Raw genomic sequence first — 25,963 nt, 5'->3', positions numbered from 1 at the left:
TTGTGTTTGTGTTATTTAATTAAAATCTTCCAGGCTTCTTCAATTTTACTTTCCAACAATAGCTTTTGAGCATCTTGATGAATATGTTCTTCTGAAAAACATTCGCCTGAAGGTAATATCTCAACGTTTGCCAGCATTCCCAAGTCATTTCCTGTAAATACTTTACTGTATTTGATAACATCCGGCAAAAGATCAAAGCCAATTCCTTTTGTTACCAAAGGTTTAGGAACTTCAAACAAACTGTTTTCATTACTTCTGGAATACCAGTTACTGCCTAAGCGAGCTACCATATCCAATTTTTGTTGATCAAGGTTTCCAGCATCATTCAGGTATTCTTCACGGATATGAATCTTCTGAACTTCACAGATCACCAGATTTCCTGCTCCGCCCTGATCGCCCAGAGATTTTACCTCTAAAACTTTACATTCAAAATTTACAGGGCATTCTTCAATCAGCTTAGGTTGTACAAGATCTGCATCTTTCATCGTAAGACCTGATTTCACGAATTCATTAACACCTGTTCCATATTCTGTAGAAGCTAAAGAAATTTGTTGTACGATCGGAAAATTTACTGTTCCAATCACAACTTCCGGTACTTCCAATACATTTTCCAGCGTATGTTTCGTGGTATTGTCACGCACTCTCCTTGATGGCGAAAAGATCAGAATCGGAGGAACTGTACTGAACATATTGAAAAAGCTGAATGGAGATAAGTTATGATTACCATCTTTATCCACCGTAGAAGCCAACGCAATAGGGCGTGGTGAAACGGCCGTCTGCATAATAGTCTGAAGCTGTACGGAGGTTAATTCAGTGGGAATTACTGTTTTCATATTTTTCTTTTTAACACTTAAGTTATTTTAGTTATTTCTAAACCTGCATATAGAAGGTCACTTAAGTTTGAAAATCTACGATTTTCATTCTTTGGGAAGCTCTTTAAATATTTTAGAGGCAAAAAATTCACAGCCTTCATAATAAAGGTTTGTGACATTGAAATTAACTAAGATTGAACGGGGTACTTTTAAAAGATTCATATAGTTCATAGTTTGTGATTTATGAATTTGATGAATTTCAGTAACTGATTTTAATTCAAGAACAATTAATTCTTCAATCAAAAAATCACATTTTACTTTACAGTCTATATGGCTTCCTTTATATAAGAATGGTATTTCAAGTTCACTTTGATATTTTAAACCTAACAGATTAAATTCTTTTTCTAAACATTGATGATAAACTTCTTCATACAAACCGGGGCCTGCTAGTCTATACAAGCTCCAACAATTTTGTAGGAAAGATCGTTAATCAATTTTTGAGTCATCATAATGTTTAGAAAACGAAAATCGAAGATTTTCAAAACTAAAGTGAACTTAATTTTACCATTATCATATAACTTAAAAAACTTAAGTGTTTAAATAATTATTAAAGTGTTGGGATAATTTTACCTGAAACTTCACCGAAACCTACTCGCACACCATCTTTTTCAGCCCAAGCCTTCATTGTAACGGTATCGTTATCTTCAATGAATTTTCTTTCTTCACCATTGCTTAATGATAAAGGGTTTGGCCTCTCCATGTTAATTCCATCATAGAACCGAAAGATTTTGGATCGCTTCCTGAGATCGTTCCACTTGCATACATATCACCCACTTCTACGTTACAGCCGTTTATCGTGTGATGAGCAAGCTGCTGAAGCATATTCCAGTACATGTATTTGTAGTTACTTTCGCAGACCAGATTTTGATCTCCGTTTTCAGGTTGAATGTAGACTTCAAGATTGATATCATAGTTGTTGTCACCTTCGAATTTCAAATAATCTAAAACTTCCGGATCCTGTGTAGGAGAAGTCGTTCTGAATGGATTCAAAGCTTCAAGGGTAACTACCCATGGAGAAATAGATGAACCGAAGTTCTTCGCAAGAAATGGTCCTAGCGGAACATATTCCCATGCCTGGATGTCTCTTGCAGACCAGTCATTGAATACCACCATTCCGAAGATCGCATCTTCCGCATCTTTAATGGAGATACTTTCTCCCATCTCTGTATTTTTGTTGACGATAAAAGCTATTTCCAGTTCAAAATCCAATTGTTTGCAAGGCCCGAAAACAGGTTTATCCGCATCAGCAGGTTTTGTCTGACCTTTTGGACGGTTGATATCCGTTCCTGAAACAACAATAGAGGACGCTCTGCCATGATAACCTACCGGTAAATGTTTCCAGTTAGGCAATAAAGCATTGGCAGGATCACGGAACATTTTTCCTACATTGGTAGCGTGTTCAATGCTGCTGTAGAAATCTGTATAGTTTGGAATGTGAACCGGCATCATCATTTTTACCTTATCAAGGTCGTAGAAGGCCTCTTCAATTGTTTTTTGGTCTTTTGATAATGCAGACCCTTCCTGTAATAATGTCTGGATTCTTGTACGAACTACGTTGGTAACAGGTTTACCTAATTCTATAAATTCGTTGATTGTATAGGCTTCAAAAACATTGTCATCCAATCCTTCGATGTCTTCAAAATAACCAAGATCATAAAGGGTGGCGAGATCAACAATTTGATCTCCGATTCTAGTACAGCATCCAATATATTCTTTGTTGAATACTGCCACTCCGAAAGGAATATTGTGTATAGAAAAATCCGAATTTGAGGAATAGTCTACAAATGATTTCATAAGTTTAGATTTTAGTTAGATTAAAATATCATCCTGAGAAACTTTCCCCGGAAAATTTATTTTGCCTTTTTTGAGTAAGATACTTCATCGATCCATCGATCTCTGGTATTGACATCAATAAGATAAAGAATATTGTCCTGTTGGGTAAGCAATAATGTTTTGGTGACAGGCATCGGGATTTTTTTACCTTCAAGTACATCTGCGCGTAAGGAAACGATGTTCTTTTTTCTGACAATATCACCGGTAAAGACATTGGAACTGCTTTCACCAGTAGCTTTATCGTCAAAAACCTCTACATAAGTTGCATTATTCCCTTTAATGACGATAAAATCTCTTTCTGTGTGGTCTGCTTCATCCTTAATGAAGACAAACTTTTTGTTATCGATGTCTACTTTTTCAAGGTGCTGATTAATGCCTCTTCTTGCTTCAAGTCTGTCTAGAATTGCATTCAATGATCCATATTGTGCTTTTACCCCTAAGGTTCCAAAGAATAAAATTCCAATTAAAAGTTTTCTCATTATGCTGTGTTTTATAAAAAAGTTTTGCCAGAATTTAGGATCCTGACAAAACTTATATTTTTAAAATGTAAAATTAAAGATTACCTCTTCTTTCCTGTTCTCTTTCTAATGCTTCAAATAATGCTTTGAAATTTCCGGCACCAAAACTCTGTGCACCATGTCTTTCAATGATTTCAAAGAATAGAGTAGGACGGTCTTCTACAGGTTTAGTAAAGATCTGTAATAGATATCCTTCTTCATCATGATCAATAAGTATACCTAACTCCTGAAGTTTTTTAAGATCTTCATCAATATGACCAACTCTTTCAGGAACCATATCATAATAAGCTTCTGGTGGAGCAGAAAGGAACTCTACACCACGTTTTTTAAGCTCAGTTACCGTATGGATAATGTCTTTTGTCGCAACAGCAATGTGCTGTACACCTTCACCTTCATAAAAATCAAGATATTCTTCTACCTGAGATTTCTTTTTACCTTCTGCAGGCTCGTTGATAGGGAACTTTGCATATCCGTTTCCATTTGACATTACTTTAGACATCAATGCAGAATATTCTGTATTGATCTGTTTGTCATCAAAAGAAAGAATGTTTACAAATCCCATTACTTTTTCATACCATTCTACCGTAGGAACCATTCTGTTCCAATCTACGTTTCCTACACAGTGGTCTACATACAATAAACCAGCTTCTTCAGGCTTATAGGCATTTTCCCATTTTTCGTATCCAGGCATGAAAGCTCCGTTGTAATTTTTTCTTTCCACAAACATGTGAACGGTTTCTCCATAGGTATAGATACCGGACATTCTTACTTCACCATGCTCATCAGTTAAAGTTACAGGCTCTAAATAAGGTTTTCCACCTCTTTTAGTTGTTTCTTCGAAAGCTGCATAAGCATCATCTACCCAAAGTGCCAAAATTTTTACTCCGTCACCATGTTTTTTTACGTGTTCGTTGATAGGAGAGTCCGATTTAAGTCCTGTAGTAAGTACCAATCTGATCTTTCCCTGTTGAAGCACATAAGATGCGCGGTCTCTCACTCCTGTTTCAGGACCAGCATATGCTACAGACTGAAAACCAAAAGCGGTTTTGTAATAATGGGCAGCCTGTTTTGCATTTCCTACATAAAACTCAATATAATCTGTACCGTTGATCGGTAAGAAATTCTCTGCTTGAGCAATCTTCTCGGCAAATGTAAGTGTTGACATATTTTCTCTTTTTACTTTTATTTTATTGGTATGCAAATTACAAAATTCTTGGACATAGCGAAAATATTATGGCTGATTCATTGAAGATATTTAACATAAAGTTCAAGAAGTGTTCACTTAAGTATATTTAAGTTTCTTAAGTTTGAAATAAGCTGACTACATTTGTAATACAAAAAACAAGTGAGAAAAAAATATTTCGAACATGAAAGCCGCAGAGATTATCTGCGGCTTTCTTATTTTATGGGGTTTCTATCTTTCTGTTGAGCATTCCTGCGTCCGGATTATAGTTGTCCCAGATTTTCCAGGTATTATCTACTTTTTTAAAAAAATAAATCTGCGTACTGAGTTGGTTCACAAAATGTTCTTCTCCGGTTTCACCTACTTTGAATAAAAGATTCCAGAATTCCTGAGTTTCCAGTATTTTTTTTTCGGGATCGTCTGTAACAATATGGATGTCAAATACTTCGTAATTAGATCTATTGTTCTTCGTTACCAGCTGAAACTCTTTGTCGCAGAGTTCTTTGCTGAACTGCGAAATTCTCTCTAAAAATGGAGAATCATCAAATACCAGTTCTTTGAAAAGTTCGGTATTATGATCAGGAAATTGTTTACAGAACTCAAAAGCTTGCGCACAATAATCATATACCAACCTGGTCATAAATGATAAATCTTCATTTTCATCCTTATTTTTTTTGGAATGTCTTATAGAAAGAATATAGTCATTGAGGTCTTTATAGCCCAGAAAAATACATATTTTATCCAGGGTTTTTAAGAATCTTAAATCACTATGGGTTTTGTCCTGATAATCATTTTCAAAAAAACGCTGTAGGGTAACATGGGAAATAGTATTTCCGATTTCAAATTTTTTGCCTCCTTTAAGTTCTTCTGCATCAGATAGTTCATCTTTAATAATTTCGGAAAGAATAATATAATGGCTTCTTTTCCATTCATTCACATTCCCCAAAACAGAATTCCTTACCTTCGAATGCTTTACAACTTCTTCTCGTATTGAATTGTATATAGTCTTCAATTTCCTTGTTTTAAAAAGATTTTTATCAAAAATACTGCCAAAATATTAAGGCTTTTTTATGATTTATTGGTATAAGTTAAAGATATATTTTTAAATTCTAAATAAAAAATAGCATTAAAATCTGTTACTATTTGATTATCAATGCTTAAACCTTTCAAAAGCTGCTCTTTCAAGCATTTCTCTATCATCAGGGTGAGCAATGCTAATCAGCTCCTGTGCTCTCTGGCGGAGATTTTTTCCATACAAATAAGCTGTTCCGTATTCTGTCACCACATAATGAATATGCCCTCTGGTGGTTACAACGCCTGCGCCTTGTTTCAGAAAAGGAACGATTCTGGAAATCCCTTTTTTTGTCCTTGCAGTGATCGCGATAATAGGTTTTCCATCTTCACTTAAAGCAGCTCCACGCATAAAGTCCATTTGCCCCCCAATACCACTGTATTGCAGCGTTCCGATAGAATCGGCGCAAACCTGTCCGGTAAGATCAATTTCAATGGCTGAGTTGATGGCTACCAGTTTTTTATTCTTCATAATATTGATAGGGAAGTTCACTTCACTTACATCTTTGAAGGCAAATACCGTATTGTCATCTACATAGTCATAGAGCTTTCTGGTTCCGAAACAAAAGCTGGTAATGGTTTTATTGTCGTTGTAACCTTTATATTTGTTATTGATTACATCATTTTGAATCAAATCGATGGCGCCGTCACTTAGCATTTCAGTGTGAATACCAAGATCTTTATGATTATGCAGACATTGCAAAACGGCATCAGGAATAGTTCCGATTCCCATTTGAAGAGTAGAACGATCTTCGATAAGGTTAGCCACATTTTTTCCCACAAGCATTTCCTCAGGGCCAACTTTTGAACTATAGTCTACTGTATGAAGTTCTACTTCATGCCAAACCAGCTTATGGATTCTGCTGATGTGAATCATTCCGTCTCCATGGGTTCTCGGCATTCTTGGGTTTACCATTGCAACTACGATTTTTGCAGTATCTACAGCTGCTCTTGCGATATCTACCGAAGTTCCTAGCGTACAAAAGCCATGTTTATCAGGTGGAGAAACTGTTATCAGTGCCACATCCAACGGGAGTATATTTTTTCTGAAAAGAATAGGGATTTCACTTAGAAATACAGGAACAAAGTCGCCTCTGTCTGAGTTTACAGCATCACGAACCGGTGTAGATACGAATAAGGAATTGACAAAGAATTTGTCTTTATACTCCGGTTTGCAATTTCTATATTTCCTTGTTGTGTAATAGAAACCATTTCTACCTTGTCTAATCGGTGAGCCTGTCTTGCCAGTTCATCGATCAGGTAATTGGGAGTACATGCACTGCCGTGAAAAAATACACGGTTACCACTTTTTATTGTATATATCGCTTCTTCTGCGCTGATGTAATTATTCATATTTTATCTTTTTATTATAAAATTCCTGACTAATTTTTATTTCATAAAATGCCTAACCTCTCTCAAAGATAATCTTTATATCCCTATTTATTTCAAATATTTTAAAGGATAATGAAAGACTTTTATCATATTCGAATTATATAAATTTAATAAAAAATAAAGGATCAAATGCATGACATCTGATCCTTTTATAGGGTTTAATTGGATTGTGAAATTCTTAATTGGAAACTTCGGCTGCTATCGGTTGCTTCATACTTCCTGTTTCTGAAAATCGCAAATGCCAACTGAAAGCTTCTTCCAGTAAGTGAGGAGTATGCCCTCCTCGTTCACAAGCTCTGTCAAAGTAAGACTGTAGCTCTTCTCTATAATCTGGATGAACACAGTTATCAATGATTTTCTGGGCTCTTTCTCTAGGCGCCAGTCCTCTTAAGTCAGCTAATCCTACATCGGTAACCAAAATATCAACATCGTGTTCTGTATGGTCTGTGTGGGAAACCATTGGAAGTACGTGTGAGATATTATTTCCTTTGGAAGCCGCCTGGGTTACAAAAATACTTAAGTAAGCATTTCTTGCAAAGTCTCCGGAACCTCCGATTCCGTTCATGATTTTTGTTCCACCAATATGAGTTGAGTTTACATTTCCATAGATGTCGAATTCAATGGCTGTATTGATGGCAATAACTCCTAATCTTCTGATCAATCCGGGAGTATTTGAAATGTTTTGAGGTCTTAGAACAAATTTGTCTTTATATTTTGAAAGGTTTCCTAAAACTCTTTCATAACATTCCTTAGAAACGGTAATGGATGAGGCTGAGGCAAAACTTAATTTACCGGAATCTATCAGATCAAAGGTGCTGTCCTGAAGAACTTCAGAGAACATGGTTAAATCATAAAAATTACTGTCTTTAAATCCTGTAAGTACAGCATTGGCTACTTTTCCAATTCCTGCCTGAAGCGGAAGTAATCGGTCTGTAAGACGTCCTAACTGTACTTCGTTTTCAAAGAATCCAAGAAGATGTTTTGCGATGGCTGTTGTTTTCTCATCCGGTTCTGCAATATCAGCAGGACTGTCTTTAAGATTAGTGAAAACTATGGCTTCAATTTTATTGGGATCAACCGGAATACTTTTTCTTCCGATCTTGTTCCATGGAGCTACAATTGGAATTACATTTCTGTAAGGGTAATCTTCAGCCTGGTAAATATCGTGAATTCCATATACTTCTTCCGGAACTTCCGTATTGATTTCAATGATTACTTTTTTTGCCAAAGCTGCAAACGTCACTGAATTTCCTACTGAAGTGGTAGGTACAATACTTCCGTCTCTTTCGATATAAGCAGCCTCGATAATAGCAATATCAATGCTTTGAAGATTTTTGGTGTGAAGGAGTTCGGCACTTTCACTTAAATGCTGATCGATGAAGAGAATTTCACCGTTATTGATTTTGTTTCTTAAAGTAGGATCTACCTGAAATGGCATTCTTTTCTTCAATACATTAGCTTCAGCCAGTTTTCCATCGGTACCGTGGCCTAATGAAGCGCCGGTCATTAAAGTGACTTTAAGGTTTTCTGTTTTCCCTCTTTCAGCAAGCGCCGGCAAAATGGCTTTGCTGTCACCCGCTTTTGTAAAGCCGCTAGATCCTATGATCATACCGTCTTTAATCATTTTTACAGCATTTTCGGCTGTAGTTACCTTTTCTTGTAAGCTTTCTAATCTGATTCTTTCTAACATGTAATATTGATTTTTGTTAAACCACCATTACTTAGGATGCGTTATGAAAAATAATGATGGTATATATGTGAACCATACCTTACAAATTTACGAAAAAAGACGCTTCAAATAAAGGATTTAAAGCGTCTTTTGTATGTATTCAGTAATAGTTTTTCTCAATGATAAGAAAGATCTTCTCCTGTTTTATTCCAACCATGAAGTTTTGTAGGACGGATCTTCCACTTTTAAAGCTTCTTCCGTAATTTTTAAAGGACGGAAAGGGTCTACCATTACGGCATATTCTTCAGTGAATTTTTTTCCGATACTTCTTTCCATAGCTCCTGGATGAGGCCCGTGAACGATTCCTCCCGGGTGAAGAGTAAAATCCATTAAGTCGATATGATTACGGCTCATAAAATCACCTTCTGTATAGAATAATACCTCATCAGAATCAATATTGGAGTGATTGTAAGGAGCCGGAACTGCAAGCGGATGATAATCATACATCCTTGCACAGAATGAACATACTACAAAATTATGGGCTTCAAAATTCTGATGAACCGGTGGCGGTTGGTGAATTCTACCTGTAATAGGTTCAAAGTTTTTGATATTAAATTTATAAGGATAAAAATATCCATCCCAGCCTACAACATCAAAAGGGTGTGTAGCATAGATGAAATCTGTGATCTGGTTTTCTTTTTTTACTTTAATTAAGAATTCTCCTTTTTCATCCTTAGGTTCTTTAAAAGCAGGAGCAACGATGTCTCTTTCGCAGAATGGAGAATGTTCCAACAGCTGTCCGAATTCATTTCTGTATCTCTTCGGAGTGTAAATAGGAGAATGGCTTTCCAGTACGAAGAACACTGTATTTTCAGATTGTAATTCTACCTGATAAATAGTTCCTCTTGGAATAATAAGATAGTCACCAACACCAAATTCAAGATCTCCCACAAATGTTTTTAAAATTCCGGTTCCTTCATGGACGAATAAAAGTTCGTCGCATTCTGCATTTTTGTAGAAATAATCCATTGATTTTCTTGGCTTAGCCAATCCCATTTTCAGATCGTTGTTCATCAAAAGGATCTTACGGCTGTCCATAAAATCGTCCTCAGGAGTTACATTCATTCCTTTGAACATTCTTGGCGTAATATTTTTCTCCACCGCTATTTTGGGGGTCACATCTTTCGGCTCTCCAATTGACTTGATTTGCGTGGGACGGTGAATATGGTATAACAGAGAAGAGATACCGTGAAAGCCTTCCGTTCCGAAAAGCTGTTCATAGTAAAATTTATCTTCCGGAGATTTAAAGACGGTATGTCTTTTTTGTGGGATGTTTCCCGATAGATGATATCTCATTTTACTTTCATATGTAGTTTCTCAAATTTAATCATTTTTCATGAATTGGCTTAATCTAAATTATTTATATATAAGTTTTGTGTTTCAAAAATAATTGTTAGATTTGTCTAACAATTTTAATTTCATGAAGCGAATATTATTTTCTATTACTTTTTTATCTTCATATTGTTTTGCCCAGGAGACAGATAGTTTAAGTGTCAATCAACATAAAAACACTGATTCTATAAAAGTTTCTAAAAAGGAATTCAAGACAAGTAATATTGATGATGTAGTGGTTACCGGAACCATAAAACCGATGAGTAGATCCAAAAGCCCTGTAGCTGTTGAGATCTATAGCCAGAAATTTTTCCAGAAAAATCCTACTCCAAGTATTTTTGAAGCCATCAGTATGGTCAACGGTGTAAAACCGCAATTGAACTGCTCCGTATGCAACACAGGAGATATTCATATTAATGGTCTGGAAGGCCCCTATACAATGATCCTGATAGATGGAATGCCGATTGTAAGTTCACTTTCTACAGTATATGGATTGAGTGGAATTCCTAATAGTTTAGTAGATAGAATAGAAGTGGTAAAAGGTCCGGCTTCTTCTATTTATGGTTCTGAAGCAATGGGTGGCGTTATTAATATCATCACAAAAAATGCATTAACGGCTCCAAAGCTGAGTGTGGATATGATGACCAGCTCATGGGCGGAAAATAATCTTGATCTTTCCACAAAGTTTAATATAGGAAAGAATGCTGCTTCATTATTAAGTTTAAATTACTTCAGCTTCCAGGAAAAGATAGACCAGAATAAAGATAATTTTACAGATACTACTTTACAAAGCAGAATTTCTGTTTTTAATAAATGGAATTTTAAAAGAAAGGAAAACAGACAAGCCAGTTTTGCTGTAAGATATTTGTATGAAGACCGTTTCGGTGGTGAAATGCAATGGAATAAATCTTTCCGTGGAAGCGATGAAGTGTATGGAGAAAGTATTTATACAAATAGAGCAGAAGTTTTTGGGCTGTATGAGTGGCCAATGAAGGAACATATCGTGACGCAGTTTTCCTATAATTACCATGATCAGAATTCTTTTTATGGTGCGAATCCGTTTAATGCTCTTCAGAAAGTCGCCTTTGTACAAACCTATTGGGACAGAAGTTTTGGGAAGCATGATATTACTGCCGGAGTTACTTTTAAAAGAACTTTTTATGATGACAATACTCCGGGAACGCTGGCTTCTGATGGAGTAACCAATGCACCGATGAAGTCACCGATATGGGGTGTATTTGTTCAGGATCAATGGGAGATCAATGATAAAAATACCTTATTATTAGGATACCGCTATGATTACGATAAAGTGCATCATTCTGTACATTCTCCAAGATTTGCATGGAAATTTTCCCCAAATCCATATCATACTTTACGATTTAATTTTGGAACAGGATTTAGAGTCGTTAACCTCTTTACTGAAGATCATGCTGCATTAACGGGTTCCAGAGAAGTGGTTGTAAAATCGGATCTTCTGCCTGAAAGATCAGTAAATGGTAATTTAAATTATATCTGGAAAATTCCTGTTGGAAATCGTATGGTGAATCTGGATGCTTCTGCATTCTATACCTATTTCAGTAATAAAATCGTAGGTGACTTTGATTCTGATCCGAATAAAATCATCTATGATAATCTTCACGGATATGGAATTTCCAGAGGAGCTTCCTTGAATGTAGACTTCAGTTTTTCGTTTCCATTAAGCGTTAATTTGGGAGTTACTTATCTTGATGTCTACCAAAAATATAATGATGAAAATCAAAAAACACAGCAACTTCACGCGCCAAAGTGGAGTGGAACCTATAGTCTGACGTATAAATTTCCAAGTAACCTAACTGTAGATTTCACAGGACAGTTTTATGGACCAATGAGACTTCCTGTTTTACCCAATGACTTCCGTCCTGAATATTCGCCATTTTATTCTTTAGCTAATATTCAGGTCTCAAAAAGCTTTAAGTCTGGATTTGAAGTGTATTGTGGGGTGAAAAATTTATTCAATTTTACTCCTAAAGATCCTCTGATGAGGCCGTTTGATCCATTTGATAAACATGTTGATGACCCTATCAGCAATCCCAACCATTATACTTTCGATACCGCATATGGTTATGCTCCAATGCAGCGTATCAGAGGATTCTTGGGAGTGAAATATACCCTAAAATGAGACCTTTTATTTTATTTTTAATGTTTGTGCCCTGTCTTTATTTGTCTCAGATGAAGACAGGGACTTTTTCTGAGTTAGAACATCTGCAGAAAGAATTTCCAAAACCTGTGGTCATACATCTCTATACAGATTGGTGCTCAGTTTGTAAAGTAGAAACTTTCCGCTTAAATAAAGATAAAGACCTGGTCGAGATAATGAACGACCAATTTTACCTGATTAATTTTGAAGCTGAGAAAACAAGAGAAAAAGTCAGTTTTCAAGGTCATGAATTTGGATATTTATCGAATGGAAGCTCCGGAATTCATGAACTGGCGCTGGCTTTGTCTAAAAATAAAGAGCAGCCTGTGTATCCGTTGTGGATTTTTTTGGATAAGAATCAGAATTTAGTATACTACCAGGAGGGATTGATTACGCCTGAAAAGATGAAACAGAAATTGAAAGAGATTTCGACGTTGTAATGTGTTGGAATACGCTAATGCGCGAAGGTTTTTCTTTTTTGATATATTTTTAAGGCGCCAGGATTTTATCTGTGATAAAATTTGAATGCCGCTTTAATGCCACGAATGCACTAATAAAATAGCACTTGCATAATTTCACAAATAAAATATATGTGTCTATGTCGTTCAATCTTTTGAAACCACTTAGGCACATAGGCTTTGAACTGTATAAGAATTATTCGTGCATTCGTGGCAAAATAATAACAGTGTTGTACTGCTGAAAATCTTCGATTTTCTTGCGCCTTAAAGCAGTATATTATTTTAAGATCTGGCGTCTTTGCGATTTCCAACAAAAAAATAACTCTCACAGATTGAACAGGTTTAGCAGATCTTTTTTATTTATAAAATTTGTGAAAAAAAAATTAATCTTTAGCATCTATTAAAACAGCCAATTGTATACATGGTTGATCAGATCTATTGCTCCAGGCATGATTAGTTCCTCTTTGGATCACAATATCTCCTGGTTTCAGGAGTGTTTCTCCTTCTTCCATAATCAAATAAAGTTCACCGGAAAGAATGATGATATAGTCTAGTGTTGGTGTCTGATGCATCATCGGATGAGGTTCTCCTTTTTTGAATTCAACTCCTAAATCTTTATCTGGTGGGACAACTACATATCGGAAGTAGGTTCCGTTTTTGGGTGTTTGTGGAAATCCGGTATTGGGAATTCTGGTTTCAAAATCAAGGCTGGCAGGGGTAGTTTGAGTATTCCATATATCTGAAATAATCAATCCTGGGAAATGTTCTATGGCATTTTCAACCTGTTGATCTTCTATGATGATGGATTTTCCATCTTTGATTCCGGTTACGATTCGTCTTGGTATTTTGTTCATCGGATTATGAATTTTTCATGATCAGTTTATGACCCTGGGTTTGATTATTTTTAAGCATAGAATGTGCTTGAAGAACCGTTTCAAGAGAAAGATTACCTATTACTTTATATTGTGATGGAATCATTGAACCGTTTTCAATAAGTTTTGTAATTTCTTCCAGACTTTTTTTATAGTAATCGTATTTCTTGATCATGCTGTAAGCGTAATTGGAGATATTCATAATCACAGTTCCTTTGTTGAAGAGATGTTCATGGGCTTCTTTGGTAATAAGTGCTGTTACATCTACATAAGTTCCGTTGATTTTTAATACTTCAGCAGTCACTTCTGCCATATAATTTCCAACCAGATCAATTCCAATATCGAATGGTTGATGATGGTTGGCTTTTAGAATGTTCTCTGCAAGGTTTTCTTCTTTATAATTGACAATCTGATGGTCTTTTACTCCCAGTTTGAGAAGCATCTGCTTATTTTCCTCGCTGCCTACAGTTGCTACGAAGTTGTGCTTATAATGAGCCAATAGAATTTTGATTAAAAATGAACCGACTCCTCCGGCTGCTCCGGTGATGAGAATTGTTTGTTCCGGCTGTAAATTCAATCTTTTAAAAATTTGCAGAGACGTTAATCCTGCTGATGGAATAGAAGCTGCCTGTTCAAAGGAAATATTTTTTGGTTTGAGCGCAACAATAACTTCCGGAACTGAAATATATTCAGCATAAGTTCCATTACTTCCCATAGATCCGCTGCCACAGAATACTTCGTCTCCGATATTGAACTGAGTGACATCAGCTCCTTTTTCTACAACAATTCCGGAGAGTTCTCTTCCTAATATTGGCGAACTGATTAATTTCTGTTCCAGTTCATTTTCCAGCATCTGATAATCAATAGGATTAAAACCACTGGCTTTAATCTGAATCAGAACTTCATGAGCTTTAGGCTGAGGTTTTTCAGTAAAACCATCTTCAAGCTTAAAGTTTTTATTTAAAATAATTGCTTTCATATTGTTAATTTGATGTACAAATGTAAAACGGGAATAGTTTATATTTGCTACTAGTTAACAAATGGTTACTAGTTACCTTGATGAAACTATTATGGCAAAAATTATTGAAAACGGAACTGAAAGAGAAGCAACCTGTACTGAGGAATTATTTGCTATGCGTGATAGCCTGGATGTGTTGGGAGGGAAATGGAAATTAATGATTTTGAGATACCTGACCAACAGACCCGATCAGCAGATTCATTTTAAAAAGCTGGAACGCGGCATTGACGGAATTTCTGCTAAAATGTTGAGTAAAGAATTGAAAGAGCTGGAAACCAATCTTCTGATTACAAGAACAATTCAGGATACAAAACCGATTACTGTAGTGTATGCCGTCACAGAATATGGAAATCAGTATTTCCGGTAACAGAGACACTCGTGAACTGGGGAATACTTCATCGGGAGAAGATTAAAGCTTCGATGGGCTCTTCCGAATTATAGGATGGGGTCATAAAAAATCCTCAGACCCGATAGAGTTGAGGATTTTTTAGTTGTAATAAAAGATAGGCTAAATTATTTTTTATTTAACCATGTATTGACCAATTCAGAGTGTTCTTCTACCCATTTTTGTGCAGTGGCTTCTTTATTTTTACTGTGTTCCATTTGGATCAAGAGATCAGACATTGTTTCATCATCAAAATGGAATTTAGAAAAGAATGTTGCCAGCTCCGGATGATCTGTACTAAAGCTTTTTCTTGCATAGGTTTTAATCTGTTCTGCTTCACCATATATCTTTTTGGGATCGTCAAGAAACTTAAGCTTCATTTTACCAAACATCCAGTGGGGCTGCCATCCTGTTACCACAATCCATTTTTTACGCTGTATGGCGTTCTGTAATTCGGTGATCATGGCAATAGTAGAGGAATTGATCTGTTTGTAATCAAGTTTATAATCGATAATGGCTTTATCTGTTCCTGTTGTTAATCCTGCACCCTTTTCAATCCCAATGATTCTGTGACTGAATTGTTCCTGATGCTGGTTTAATTCTTCAATAGACTGAATGGGAACGTATTCCGGAACGACCAATCCTATACGACCATTGTCATAATTGGTTCCAAGATGTGTTAATCCCGGAAATTTGGCCAGTTTTTTAGCATGGGTGTAAGGAAGCCAAACTCCCATGAAAAGGTCTGTGTCTTCATTATTCATTGAAGCCAGAATCATATCTGTAGACGCTTTCTGAATGATGACATGATACCCTTGTTGATCCAAAATAGCTTTGGTAACATGGGTCATGGCTACATCTTCTGCCCAGCCATCTACCATTCCTATGGTAATATATTTGGAGTTTTTTATGTTTCCGCATGAATTTAATGCAGCTAATACGAGCATTAAAATGGGGAAGAATAGATATTTTAATTGTTTCATCTTATTGTTTTTTCTTTACAAATCCCTGGGTAATCCTGTCGAGGATAATAGCTAAAATCACAACAGATAATCCACTTTCAAATCCTAATCCGATATCCAGGTTATTAATTCCTTCCAGTACTTTCTCACCTAGACCACCTGCGGCAATCATTCCGGCAATCACAACCATAGATAAAGATAACAGGATGGTTTGATTGATCCCTGTTAAAATAGTTTTCATGGCCAGAGGAAGTTCCACCTTAAATAGGATCTGACGGTTGGTTGCTCCAAAAGCACGAGCTGCTTCTACAATATCTTTCGGTACAGATTCAATTCCCAATGTTGTTAAACGTACCGCTGGAGGCATTGCAAAAATGATTGTTGCAAAAGCACCAGGCACTTTTCCGATGCTGAAAAACAGAACTGCTGGAATCAGGTAGACAAACGCGGGCATGGTCTGCATTAAATCCAGTAAAGGGCGTATAATTTTTGCTGCGATTTTGTTTTTAGCAGCTAAAATTCCCAAAGGGATAGAAAGGACGAGGGCTGTAATGGTGGCTACGAAGATAAGCGCCAGTGTTTCCATAGTTTCTTTCCATAATCCCATCAAAAATATCAGGCTCAACCCTGCTGCGGTAACAATAGCGATACCTTTTCCGGCTTTCCATAATGCCAGAAGTGTAATGAAGAGGATGATTACATAAAAAGGAGTATTTATCAATACCCATTCAATCCCCATAATGGAGGCATTTCCTACATGTTTTATGACATCAAATACAGGTTTTCCATTTTCTGTGAGCCAATTGATTGCAGTTTCTACATATTGACCTATATCTATAGTTTTATTCATCTTATTGATTGTTTGCGATTTCTTTTAATTCAATGATTTCTTCTTCGTTAAATTTGGTAGCTTCTATGACAAGAGATAATTGAGTAACAAGACCTAAAAACTTATTGTTTTCATCCACGACAGCAATGGCAGACTTACTTCCCGAAATTAAGGGTAACATCTCTTCTACCGTAACTTCGGGATAAACTGAAGGCACATTGTTGTTGATAATTGATTCTACTGTAGGCTCTTTCTTTTTGGCAATCCTGACAACATCATTAAGCGTTACAAAACCAAGAAATTTATTTTGAAAATCAACAACAGGCAGGTTTTCTAACCCTGTAGCTCTCATTTTTCGTAAGGCTCCCTCGGGACCATCTTTTCTAAAACGTACTACTGTAGCTTTATCGAACATCAAAGATCTGGCGGTAATAATTGTTTTACGGTCTACCTTCTCTACAAATGCTTTTACATAATCGCTTGCCGGATTGGTTAAAATATCTTCTGCGGTTCCTATTTGTTCTATGACACCATCTTTCATAATGACGATACGATCCCCAATTTTAATGGCTTCGTCCAGATCATGGGTAATGAAGACGATGGTTTTTTGTAAAGTGTTTTGCAGTTCCAGCATTTGATCCTGCATTTCAGATTTTATCAAAGGATCCAGCGCAGAGAAAGCTTCATCCATAAGTAATACTTCCGGATCATTGGCCAACGCCCTTGCTAATCCTACTCTCTGTTGCATTCCTCCCGAAAGTTGGGAAGGATACTGATTTTCGAAACCGTTTAATCCAACAATATCCAGAGCTTTCTGTGCTTTTTCATCGCGGGAAGCTTTACTTTCTCCTCTGATCTCAAGCCCGAAACCTGCATTATCTAAGATGTTGTGATGAGGCAGTAATCCAAATTTTTGAAATACCATACTCATCTCCGTTCTTCTTACTTCCAGAAGCTCTTTGTTGTTTTTACCGGTAATATTATCATCATTGATATATACTTTTCCCGAAGTAGGCTCATTCAGCCTGTTAAGACAACGCAGCAATGTGGATTTTCCGCTTCCGGATAATCCCATGATAACAAAGAATTCCCCTTCATAGATCTCAAAACTTGCTTTGTTGATTCCCACAGTGCAACCTGTTTTTTCAAGAATTTCTTTTTTGGAAAAACCTTTGTCTAAAAGTTCCTGTGCTTTTTCTTTGTTTTTACCAAAAATAATAGTCAGATCTTCAACTTTGAGTTTTACTTTTCTACCGTTTTCATTTTTTTCCATATTCAGAATTTTTCAATTAATAATTGCTATACCATATTGTATACAATTACATGATTAAACATTTAACTTTTGGTGTTGTTCTTTTGGTGACGAGCGTACAAAATAATTTGCCGAGCTAATAATGATAAAAGCTTCTAGCAAAAAATAATAACATAAAGCAAATGGCCTTATGTTTATTTTAAATATTTCAATAGATTTTACTCTAGAAAAAGAGTGTCATGTGTAAAAAGAAATTAATCTTTTACATGGATTCTACAATTAAATTACTGATGAGGTAATAAAAGATATGTGTACAGAACAACTTGAATTCCTACATTTCATCAAAATGCGGAATATTATAAAAAACCTGTGTATCAGTTTTTTACGACGCTGCAAATTTACGAATTTTATTTTAAATGGATTTTTGAAGGCCTAAGAAGCTGGTTTTAAGTCAGGTTATGAAGTGATGTACTCATGGTAAATTTCCCCTTACCATTACCGATAAAAGTGTTTTGATCACGCAGATGATTTTTAGAAAAATCTGTACAATATGACGAATAGAATTACTTCAGTAAAACAGCAATAATAGCCAATATTGCAGGTAGCGCCTGAACAAAAAATATCTTTTTCGTAGCAGAAACGGCACCATATATTCCAGCCACTGCCACACATCCTAAAAAGAATAAAGCGATATTATCCTGCCATTGCGGATCTTTAATAAAAAAAGACCAGATCAATCCGGCAGCCAGAAAACCATTGTATAATCCCTGATTAGCTGCTAAACCTTTTGTGGGTTTGAACATTTCTGCAGGGAGAGCGGCTTTGAAAACTTCTTTGCCTTTGGTTTCCCATGCAAACATTTCCATCCAAAGGATATAGAGGTGTTCTAATGCAACAACAGCGATCAGTATTTTGGCAATGACTTCCATGATTTAATATTTTTGTCATTGTAAAACTAAAAAAATAAAGTTAAGTTTGAGTATTCAATTCTAAAGATGGATAATTTCAAAGCACATTTAAATAAATTCATTACTATATCTGACGATGAGTATCTGTCAATTTTTTCATTTTTTGAAGTATTAAAGGTAAAGAAGAAGCAAAATCTGATGCTGGAGGCTGAAGTTTGCAGGAACATGTATTTTGTGGTGGAAGGCTGCCTGAGAAAATATTTTATTAATGAAAAAGGGGTAGAACATACCACTCAGTTTGCCATAGAAAATTGGTGGATTACCGATACGTTTGCCTACGAGAGACAATTGCAGACGGATTTCAACATTCAATCCGTAGAAAAATCTACCATTCTTGTCATTGATTTTAAAAGTCAGGAATTATTATTGGAGAAACATCCGGTTATGGAAAAATATTTCAGAATTATCTATCAAAGAGCCTATGCGGCTTCTGAAAGGAAGCTCCGTTACATAGCGGAATATTCAAGAGAGGAGCTTTACGTTCATTTCAGTACATTATATCCTTGGTTTATTCAACGGATTCCTCAATATCTTATCGCTTCATTTCTTGGTTTTACCCCGGAATATTTAAGTGAAATTAAAGCAAAATTACGTTCTTAAACCAGTTTAAGTTTTTTACGGATCAGATATCGGAAATTTGCCATGTGATTAAACGCTAATGCAATGACAAATACACAAAATCAATTTCCACAGCTATTTTTAAGATTAGCTATTTCTGTAACGATGCTTTCTGCAGTAGCCGACCGATTCGGGTGGTGGAGCGCAGAAAATTCTTCATGGGGAAACATGACCAAGTTTGAAGAGTATACAAGATCGCTGACCTTTTTTCTTCCTGAAGCGTTGAGTACTTTCTCAGCTTATGCAGCCACATGTTTAGAAATTCTATTTCCATTGATGTTGATTATAGGTTTTAAAACCAGATTAGCAGCTTATGGAAGTAGTCTCTTATTATTGATTTTTGCAGTATCAATGGCTATAGCATTGGGGCCTAAGGCACCTTTCGATTATTCAGTCTGGGTGGGAAGTGCAGCAGCTCTCTTATTAGCTGTTCAGCAAGGGTATTCTTTTAGTATAGATCAATTAACCAAAAAATAAATATAATGAGCGCAAGATTAAACATTGCAACAGTAGATTCAGCAGCTTATAAAGCAATGCTAGGATTAGAAGGGTATTTACAAACAACTTCTTTAACCCATATTCAAAAGGAATTAATTAAAATCAGAGCTTCACAGATCAATAAATGTGCTTTCTGCCTTGATATGCATACAAAAGATGCTATCAAATATGGTGAAACGCCTCAAAGAATTTTTATTCTTAACGGATGGACAGAAGCAAAAGAATTTTTTACAGAAGAAGAGCAGGTGCTTTTGGCCATGACAGAGGAAATCACCCTGATCAGCCATAAAGGATTAACCGAGGAGACCTACCAAAAAGCTAAGACATTCTTTGATGAAGCTCAGATTGCACAGATTATTATGGCAATTGTGACCATCAATGCATGGAATAGGATTGCAGTGAGTACTCATCTTCCCGTTGCAAAATAATTACAACATAAGAATGTTGGAAGTTAGGAATGGGATATTAATGAAGCCAGCATCATTTACAGACATTTATTTTATTTAACAAAATGGCCTTTCAATTTTGAAAGGCCATTTTAATGAAAGGAGCAAAATGACATTGTAACCCTGTATTAAATATTAATTCTAAAAATAAATTCTAAAGGTTAGTTTTATTTTTTCAAAACCGGAATTACGTTGTCTCTCTTTTTCATAGTATGTTATAGGTTTTAAACGAGATCTCTATCTTTAGTAAATAGCGACAGGGTTTACATTCACTTGAGTAGATCCTACATACAGAGGCTGCCCCAGTACAAATAAAAACTCCCAAATTTTCTGCTTAACCAAAGGACGACTGTCAATCAGTTCCAGATTATAGATTCCTTTTTTAGCCAGCATATATTGGTTGATGGGAAATTCTTCTTTACTTTTTGGATTTGGATATACTTCAGAAGCCCAGGTATCACCACCAAAAGCAACAATGCCCTGATCGGCAAGCCACTTGGCTGCATCCATTCCGATTCCCGGTTCAGTTTCTAAGAACTGTTTGTTGTCTTTGCCTATCAGTTCAAGCCACCCCGTATTGAAAAGAATAACATCTCCTTTTCTTAATGTAAGACTTTGTTTCTTTAAAACAGTTTTGATATCTTCAACGGTAAATTCTGTACCACCAGGCACAATTGCTTTTCCATAATGAGCCACCATATCAAGGACTATACCTCTGGTAACGAATGGAGGTACTTTTTCAACACCTAGCTTTTTTACGCCTTCTACAGTTACAAAATCAGTTGCTTTATTTCCGTTATAGTAAACATTATCAATCCCGATGTGTCCAATCCCATTCAGTTGAGTTCCTACGCCGGTCCACCCATTGACTAATTCGTCGTTGAATGTAAACTTGTTAGGACCTATGCTTTTTCCACCTTGTTCTCCGGGTTGGATGTTGTATAGATTGAAACTTCTGTGTCTGAAAGCGGGTAAATTTTTATCAATAGGAACGGCAAGTGCTAATGTTTTACCTTGTTTTACCAATCCAAGTGCTTGCTTTACGACTTCCGGTGTTAATAAATTAGCCGCTCCGATTTCATCCTGAGCTCCGTAAGCAGAAGGATACCATGATTGATCTTCTGGATTAATAAGGGTTTGAGCGTTTAATGAAATACTGTTTATAGTCAATAGGGTGACTACTCCGAACATTTTGATCAGATTCTTTTTCATTTTTTTATGATGTATAGGTTAAATAAGAAGGGAAGTTGGAAGCTGGAAGAGGGGCGTTGTTGAAGTCTGTAAGCAAGTGATATTTTATTGATCAGGTTGTTGTAATTATTCAAATTACAGACTGTAAGCTAACATTACACGCTAGTGTTTCAACTTCATATTTCCATCTTACAGCCTGATAATAATTGGGTTCAAAGGAGTGAAAAATTATCAATAACCTGAAAGTACTTCCATCCTCCCTTTTCCAGCTCCCAGCTTATTATTAAATCTCGCTTAAAGCAGCGTTGATGAATGTTAATTCTTCCTGAGAAAGATTGATATCCATTGCTTTTGCATTATCAATAGCCTGTTCTGCATTTCTGGCTCCGGCTAATACGACTGTAATGGCTGGTTGTAAAGTAGTCCATCTTAATACCAATTGAGAAAGGCTGGCTTCTTTTTCCTGAGCAATAGGTTCTATTTTTTCCAGGAAATTTTTTACTTTATTTAAATCAAATTGTGAGAAATAACCATTTCTGTGATCATTGTCTTTTAACTTGTTATTCTTGAAGTATTTACCTGTCAATAGGCCTCTTTCCATTGGACTGTATACGATGATTCCTGAATTGTTTTCTAAAGAATAAGGTACAAGGTCACTTTCAATAGAACGGTTCAGCATACTGTAAGAAACCTGATTGCTTGCTAATTTCATAGTTCTGTTAGCCTCTTCCATTTGTGAAACACTATAGTTACTTACCCCCGCAGCGCGAATTTTTCCTTGCTGGATCAATAATTCCATAGCTTCCATAGTTTCACTGATGGCTGTGGTACTGTCTGGCCAATGAAGCTGTAAAAGGTCGATATAATCTGTTCCCAGTCTTTTTAAACTTTCTTCTACTTCTTTAATGATGTTTTCTTTAGAAGCGAATTTATACACTGGAATTGTTTTGCCTTCATCTTCTGCATCAAAGAAAAATTCTCCCTTTTCGTTGTTGCTTCCGTCCCATACCAAACCAAACTTTGTTAACAGTTGAATCTTTGAACGATCTTTTCCTTTAATGGCTTCACCAATCATTTCTTCACTTAGTCCAAAACCATAAAAAGGTGCTGTATCAATAGACGTTACTCCATGATCCAATGAGGCGTGAATAGAGTTAATAGAATCCTGTTTTTCATTACCACCCCACATATTACCGCCGATGGCAAAAGCTCCGTGTGTGATTGTTGATAATTCTAAATCTGAGTTTCCTAATCTTCTATATTCCATTTTTCTTTGTTTTTATTTATTATTTAATTCTTTTAAAATTGTTTCTCCAACGCTTTTAGCGGATTGGGGATTTTGTCCGGTAATTACTCTTTGATCTGCAACGACATGATTTTGCCAAAGTCCGGATTTCTCAAATTTTGCTCCTCTTTCTTTTAATTTGTTTTCTAATAAGAAAGGAACAATATCTGTTAATTTTACAGCTGATTCTTCTTCATTGGTAAAAGCATTGATCTTTTTCCCCTCTACCAAATATTTCCCATTATTCAGTTTGATATTCACCAAACCTGCAGGCCCGTGACATACTCCTGCTACAATTCCTCCATTTTCATAAATGGTTGAAGCGATATCTGCCAATTCCTTATTATCTGCAAAATCCCACATAGCTCCATGCCCACCTGCGTAGAAAATTGTTGAATAGTCTTTAGGGTTTACCTGTGATGGCTTTAAAGAATGGTCGATTTTATCTCTGTATTCTTTGTTTTCCCAGAACTCTTTATTTACAGGATCTTTTAAATCGAATCCGTCTACTGGCGGAGTTCCTCCTTTAGGACTTACAAAGTCAATTTCATATCCTGCATGATGAAGTACTTCCCATGGATGAGAAACTTCTCCCAAATAGTAGCCTGTTTTTTCTTCAGTATTTCCTTTTTTATCATGACTGGTTACTACAAATAAAATTTTCTTTTTCATATCAATAGATTTTTGATGTTGTGCCTGAACAGATCCTATTGTGAAAAGGCTAAGAAATAAAAGGGTTAGTTTTTTCATTTTTAAATAAGATTGGTCATGTAAATCTGGGGTTTTTCCTGAAGTTTTTCATTAATTAAAGCTCCAAATGCCTTAATATAAGGTTGCTCATTATGTTGTGCTAATCCTTCTTCACTTTTCCAGATTTCGTAGAATACAAAATGGTTTTTATCTTCAATTCCTTGATGAAGGGTATAGAGTTCACAAGCTTCTTCTTTTCTTGTCTCTTTTACCATATTCTGAAGAACTTCTGCTACTTCTGAACGATGTTCTTCTTTGGCTTTAATAACTGCGGTAAGATGAATTTTCATGATACTAATTCTGATTTTAATTCTTTTTCAAATACGTTTTTCACATGGTCTCTGTAAAGCTTCATATCACGATCTATGTTGGCATTTTTTTCCACATCATGAAAGTGGAAACTTTCCATTTTTTCTAAGGATACAAAGGCATTCATTCTGTGGAATCCAAATAAAGGCCCATCATCTACACTTTTCTCATCGAAGAATTCACCTGGAAGGGTAAAGGCTGTAGCAGGAGCATTCCAACTTGTTGTTAGCATATATTTTCTTCCGTCAAGCATTCCGCCAGTACCATAGTTGATCTCTGGATTGGCTGCATTTCTGCCATCGCTCATATAAATACCTCTGGCATGACCTGCTGTGAAAACTTCATCTATATATTTTTTCAATCCGTTAGGAAGCTGAAACCACCAGATAGGAGTGTGGTAAATGATATAATCTGCCCAAACAAATTTTTCTACTTCTTCATGTTTGTCGTAACCTTCGCTTACGTTGGTGATCTTTACTTCTACATTATCAAATTCATTAAGAACGGATAACGTGTTTTCTGCAACAGTCTGATTATATTTTCCTCCGGAATGTCCGAAGTTCTGGCCTCCGTTAATGATGAGTACTTTTTTCATTTTTTTATGATTGTTTAAATTTTACTCTGCAAAGTTAGAGTAGATGTTTGTATAATTAAAATAATATAATTTATAGTGAAGTATCAGAATATTTATACTTATTGTAGATATGAATCCTTTTCGTTTGTTAGCTTTTATGGCTAGTGATTATTCAAGATTAGGCCAATTGATGATTCACTTTACAAAGCAAAAATTCATTCTCAATAATTGCTGTTTCATGGTAAAATGTCATGTTATATCTGAATTGGAATTCCCGTTTGTCTTGTAAATTTGATTAACAAATTGACAGAGAATGATACAGATAGCAGTTTTCAGTGATATACATGGGAATCTTCCGGCATTGGAAGTGGTGTTGAAGGATATTGAACAGAGAGGAATTTCTCAAAGGTTTTGCCTGGGTGATCTTGTAGATTTTGCACCCTGGGGAAATGAAGTGATAGAAAGGATAAAAAGCTTGAATATACCTTGTATACTGGGGAATCATGATGAAAGAATTGCTTTTGATCTGCCTGTTTTTCCTTTGTCTAAGCATTCTGAAGAAGAAACGGAAGCAAGGTTTATTGCCATCGATCATTCTAAAAAGCATATTACAGAAGAAAACAAAAAGTTTCTTTCTGAACTTCCATTTCATTTGAAATTAAACTATAAAATAGGAAATAAACATTGGAATATCCAGTTGGTGCATTCCAGTCTGGAAAGTAATGATACCTATTTATACGAATCGGAAAATGATGAGGTCTTTATGAATATATTGGAAGATTCAAAAGCCAATGTGGTCATCATGGGACATACCCATTTGTCATTTACAAAACAGTTTGAAAATAAAAAATGGGCGATCAATTGTGGTTCTGTAGGGCGTTCTAAAGAAGAAAATAGATTAGCTTCTTATGTCATACTCACTTTAGATGAAGAAAAGATCATTCCTGAAATGGTGCAGTTGAGCTATCCTATTGAAGAGACTGCCCGTCAGATCAAGGAGAGTGGAATTCCTAATTATTATGCGGACTTTTTAAGGAATAAAGAAATCTTAGTAAAATAATAAAAGATGGTTATTCCCTTTTTAGAATACTGTTTTTATACTTGTTTGTTCCTATCAATTAACTTTTGTTTATTTTCTTGAACGAGTACGCTATTAAAAGACCCGTACTTTTCTTCAAGAAAATAATATTCTATTTTGAAAAGTTCATATCAAGGCCGTTTTTTATTCAAAATAATCTTTTCATATTGTGATAAAATATATCAGTGGAATCTTTTCATTTAATTGATATATAGTACTTTGTATTTATTCGTACTTCCGTTTGTAGATAGTCGAACTCATTTTATTCAATAAAATGAGTTCGACTATTTTTATTGATACTTTTTTAATAATTCTCTGAAGGATATTTGCAATAGACAATTAGAATCAATGTCAAATTAAAATT

24 protein-coding genes and 3 pseudogenes are annotated in these 25,963 nt (G+C 35.6%); 7 read left to right on the top strand and 20 right to left on the bottom strand.

Annotation, left to right across the window (positions count from 1 at the left end):
- Positions 1-11 precede the first annotated feature (11 nt).
- The 9 genes and pseudogenes from QWZ06_RS21090 to QWZ06_RS21050 all read right to left on the bottom strand — a co-directional run bounded on the left by QWZ06_RS21090 (position 12) and on the right by QWZ06_RS21050 (position 9,894).
- Positions 12-833 carry a flavin reductase family protein gene (locus QWZ06_RS21090; protein WP_290300976.1) on the bottom strand — a complete coding sequence of 274 codons (822 nt, stop codon included), beginning with the start codon at positions 831-833 and terminating at the stop codon, positions 12-14.
- A gap of 84 nt (positions 834-917) precedes the next feature.
- The gene (locus QWZ06_RS21085; RefSeq protein WP_290300975.1) at positions 918-1,271 is read right to left on the bottom strand and encodes a GxxExxY protein; all 354 of its coding nucleotides are present in this window, start codon (positions 1,269-1,271) and stop codon (positions 918-920) included.
- A gap of 148 nt (positions 1,272-1,419) precedes the next feature.
- A pseudogene (gene fahA, locus QWZ06_RS21080) lies at positions 1,420-2,666 on the bottom strand (fumarylacetoacetase).
- A 56-nt stretch (positions 2,667-2,722) separates the two neighbouring features.
- On the bottom strand, positions 2,723-3,184 hold the full coding sequence (locus tag QWZ06_RS21075; RefSeq protein ID WP_290300974.1) for a hypothetical protein: 462 nt from the start codon (positions 3,182-3,184) through the stop codon (positions 2,723-2,725).
- A 73-nt stretch (positions 3,185-3,257) separates the two neighbouring features.
- Positions 3,258-4,388, bottom strand: a complete 1,131-nt coding sequence (hppD, locus tag QWZ06_RS21070) for a 4-hydroxyphenylpyruvate dioxygenase (RefSeq protein ID WP_290300973.1) — start codon at positions 4,386-4,388, stop codon at positions 3,258-3,260.
- Positions 4,389-4,626: 238 nt separating this feature from the next.
- Complete coding sequence (locus QWZ06_RS21065; RefSeq protein WP_290300972.1) at positions 4,627-5,418, bottom strand: hypothetical protein; 792 nt, start codon at positions 5,416-5,418, stop codon at positions 4,627-4,629.
- A 138-nt stretch (positions 5,419-5,556) separates the two neighbouring features.
- A pseudogene (locus QWZ06_RS21060) lies at positions 5,557-6,830 on the bottom strand (acetyl-CoA hydrolase/transferase family protein).
- A 217-nt stretch (positions 6,831-7,047) separates the two neighbouring features.
- Positions 7,048-8,559 (bottom strand): succinyl-CoA:acetate CoA-transferase ScpC, encoded by a 1,512-nt coding sequence (gene scpC, locus QWZ06_RS21055; RefSeq protein WP_290300971.1) that lies wholly within the window; start codon positions 8,557-8,559, stop codon positions 7,048-7,050.
- A 183-nt stretch (positions 8,560-8,742) separates the two neighbouring features.
- Positions 8,743-9,894 (bottom strand): homogentisate 1,2-dioxygenase, encoded by a 1,152-nt coding sequence (locus tag QWZ06_RS21050; protein ID WP_290300970.1) that lies wholly within the window; start codon positions 9,892-9,894, stop codon positions 8,743-8,745.
- 124 nt (positions 9,895-10,018) lie between these two features.
- Between QWZ06_RS21050 and QWZ06_RS21045 the strand changes: the two genes are divergently transcribed.
- Positions 10,019-12,088, top strand: coding sequence for a TonB-dependent receptor plug domain-containing protein (locus QWZ06_RS21045; RefSeq protein ID WP_290300969.1), 2,070 nt, complete (start codon positions 10,019-10,021; stop codon positions 12,086-12,088).
- A gap of 50 nt (positions 12,089-12,138) precedes the next feature.
- Complete coding sequence (locus tag QWZ06_RS21040) at positions 12,139-12,546, top strand: thioredoxin fold domain-containing protein (RefSeq protein ID WP_290300968.1); 408 nt, start codon at positions 12,139-12,141, stop codon at positions 12,544-12,546.
- A 401-nt stretch (positions 12,547-12,947) separates the two neighbouring features.
- Here QWZ06_RS21040 and QWZ06_RS21035 read toward each other — a convergent pair whose 3' ends face one another.
- On the bottom strand, positions 12,948-13,418 hold the full coding sequence (locus QWZ06_RS21035; protein ID WP_290300967.1) for a cupin domain-containing protein: 471 nt from the start codon (positions 13,416-13,418) through the stop codon (positions 12,948-12,950).
- Between the two features lie 4 nt (positions 13,419-13,422).
- A complete protein-coding gene (locus QWZ06_RS21030) occupies positions 13,423-14,415 on the bottom strand; it encodes an NADP-dependent oxidoreductase (protein WP_290300966.1) in 993 nt (330 codons plus the stop codon).
- Between the two features lie 91 nt (positions 14,416-14,506).
- Here QWZ06_RS21030 and QWZ06_RS21025 point away from each other — a divergent pair.
- Positions 14,507-14,895 (top strand): annotated as a pseudogene (locus QWZ06_RS21025) (winged helix-turn-helix transcriptional regulator).
- A 72-nt stretch (positions 14,896-14,967) separates the two neighbouring features.
- Here QWZ06_RS21025 and QWZ06_RS21020 read toward each other — a convergent pair.
- The 4 genes from QWZ06_RS21020 to QWZ06_RS21005 form a co-directional block, all read right to left on the bottom strand.
- Complete coding sequence (locus QWZ06_RS21020; protein WP_290300965.1) at positions 14,968-15,822, bottom strand: glycine betaine ABC transporter substrate-binding protein; 855 nt, start codon at positions 15,820-15,822, stop codon at positions 14,968-14,970.
- Between the two features lies 1 nt (position 15,823).
- Positions 15,824-16,651, bottom strand: a complete 828-nt coding sequence (locus tag QWZ06_RS21015) for an ABC transporter permease (protein ID WP_290300964.1) — start codon at positions 16,649-16,651, stop codon at positions 15,824-15,826.
- A gap of 1 nt (position 16,652) precedes the next feature.
- Positions 16,653-17,903 carry a quaternary amine ABC transporter ATP-binding protein gene (locus QWZ06_RS21010; RefSeq protein WP_123908767.1) on the bottom strand — a complete coding sequence of 417 codons (1,251 nt, stop codon included), beginning with the start codon at positions 17,901-17,903 and terminating at the stop codon, positions 16,653-16,655.
- A gap of 542 nt (positions 17,904-18,445) precedes the next feature.
- The gene (locus tag QWZ06_RS21005) at positions 18,446-18,811 is read right to left on the bottom strand and encodes a DUF1304 domain-containing protein (RefSeq protein WP_290300963.1); all 366 of its coding nucleotides are present in this window, start codon (positions 18,809-18,811) and stop codon (positions 18,446-18,448) included.
- A 66-nt stretch (positions 18,812-18,877) separates the two neighbouring features.
- Here QWZ06_RS21005 and QWZ06_RS21000 point away from each other — a divergent pair, with 66 nt between their 5' ends.
- From QWZ06_RS21000 to QWZ06_RS20990, 3 genes are all read left to right on the top strand, one after another.
- Positions 18,878-19,450, top strand: coding sequence for a Crp/Fnr family transcriptional regulator (locus QWZ06_RS21000; protein WP_290300962.1), 573 nt, complete (start codon positions 18,878-18,880; stop codon positions 19,448-19,450).
- 63 nt (positions 19,451-19,513) lie between these two features.
- The gene (locus QWZ06_RS20995; protein WP_290300961.1) at positions 19,514-19,945 is read left to right on the top strand and encodes a DoxX family protein; all 432 of its coding nucleotides are present in this window, start codon (positions 19,514-19,516) and stop codon (positions 19,943-19,945) included.
- A gap of 5 nt (positions 19,946-19,950) precedes the next feature.
- A complete protein-coding gene (locus QWZ06_RS20990) occupies positions 19,951-20,394 on the top strand; it encodes a carboxymuconolactone decarboxylase family protein (protein ID WP_290300960.1) in 444 nt (147 codons plus the stop codon).
- Between the two features lie 261 nt (positions 20,395-20,655).
- On the opposite strand, the gene QWZ06_RS20985 is transcribed toward QWZ06_RS20990, so the two are convergent.
- The 5 genes from QWZ06_RS20985 to QWZ06_RS20965 form a co-directional block, all read right to left on the bottom strand.
- Positions 20,656-21,624 carry a cyclase family protein gene (locus QWZ06_RS20985; protein WP_290300959.1) on the bottom strand — a complete coding sequence of 323 codons (969 nt, stop codon included), beginning with the start codon at positions 21,622-21,624 and terminating at the stop codon, positions 20,656-20,658.
- A gap of 262 nt (positions 21,625-21,886) precedes the next feature.
- Positions 21,887-22,870 (bottom strand): aldo/keto reductase, encoded by a 984-nt coding sequence (locus QWZ06_RS20980; protein ID WP_290300958.1) that lies wholly within the window; start codon positions 22,868-22,870, stop codon positions 21,887-21,889.
- A 12-nt stretch (positions 22,871-22,882) separates the two neighbouring features.
- Positions 22,883-23,638 (bottom strand): type 1 glutamine amidotransferase domain-containing protein, encoded by a 756-nt coding sequence (locus QWZ06_RS20975; protein WP_290300957.1) that lies wholly within the window; start codon positions 23,636-23,638, stop codon positions 22,883-22,885.
- Between the two features lie 2 nt (positions 23,639-23,640).
- On the bottom strand, positions 23,641-23,928 hold the full coding sequence (locus QWZ06_RS20970) for a putative quinol monooxygenase (protein ID WP_290300956.1): 288 nt from the start codon (positions 23,926-23,928) through the stop codon (positions 23,641-23,643).
- Complete coding sequence (locus tag QWZ06_RS20965; protein ID WP_290300955.1) at positions 23,925-24,542, bottom strand: NAD(P)H-dependent oxidoreductase; 618 nt, start codon at positions 24,540-24,542, stop codon at positions 23,925-23,927. Before QWZ06_RS20965 ends, QWZ06_RS20970 begins: the two co-directional genes overlap by 4 nt.
- A 292-nt stretch (positions 24,543-24,834) precedes the next feature.
- Here QWZ06_RS20965 and QWZ06_RS20960 point away from each other — a divergent pair, with 292 nt between their 5' ends.
- Positions 24,835-25,581 carry a metallophosphoesterase family protein gene (locus QWZ06_RS20960; protein WP_290300954.1) on the top strand — a complete coding sequence of 249 codons (747 nt, stop codon included), beginning with the start codon at positions 24,835-24,837 and terminating at the stop codon, positions 25,579-25,581.
- Positions 25,582-25,963: the final 382 nt, after the last annotated feature.

Origin of the sequence: Chryseobacterium tructae (assembly GCF_030409875.1) — a bacterium.
GTDB lineage: Bacteria > Bacteroidota > Bacteroidia > Flavobacteriales > Weeksellaceae > Chryseobacterium > Chryseobacterium tructae.
Note: the sequence above shows the minus strand (reverse complement) of the source record. Positions and strands in the feature narration are given on the sequence as shown.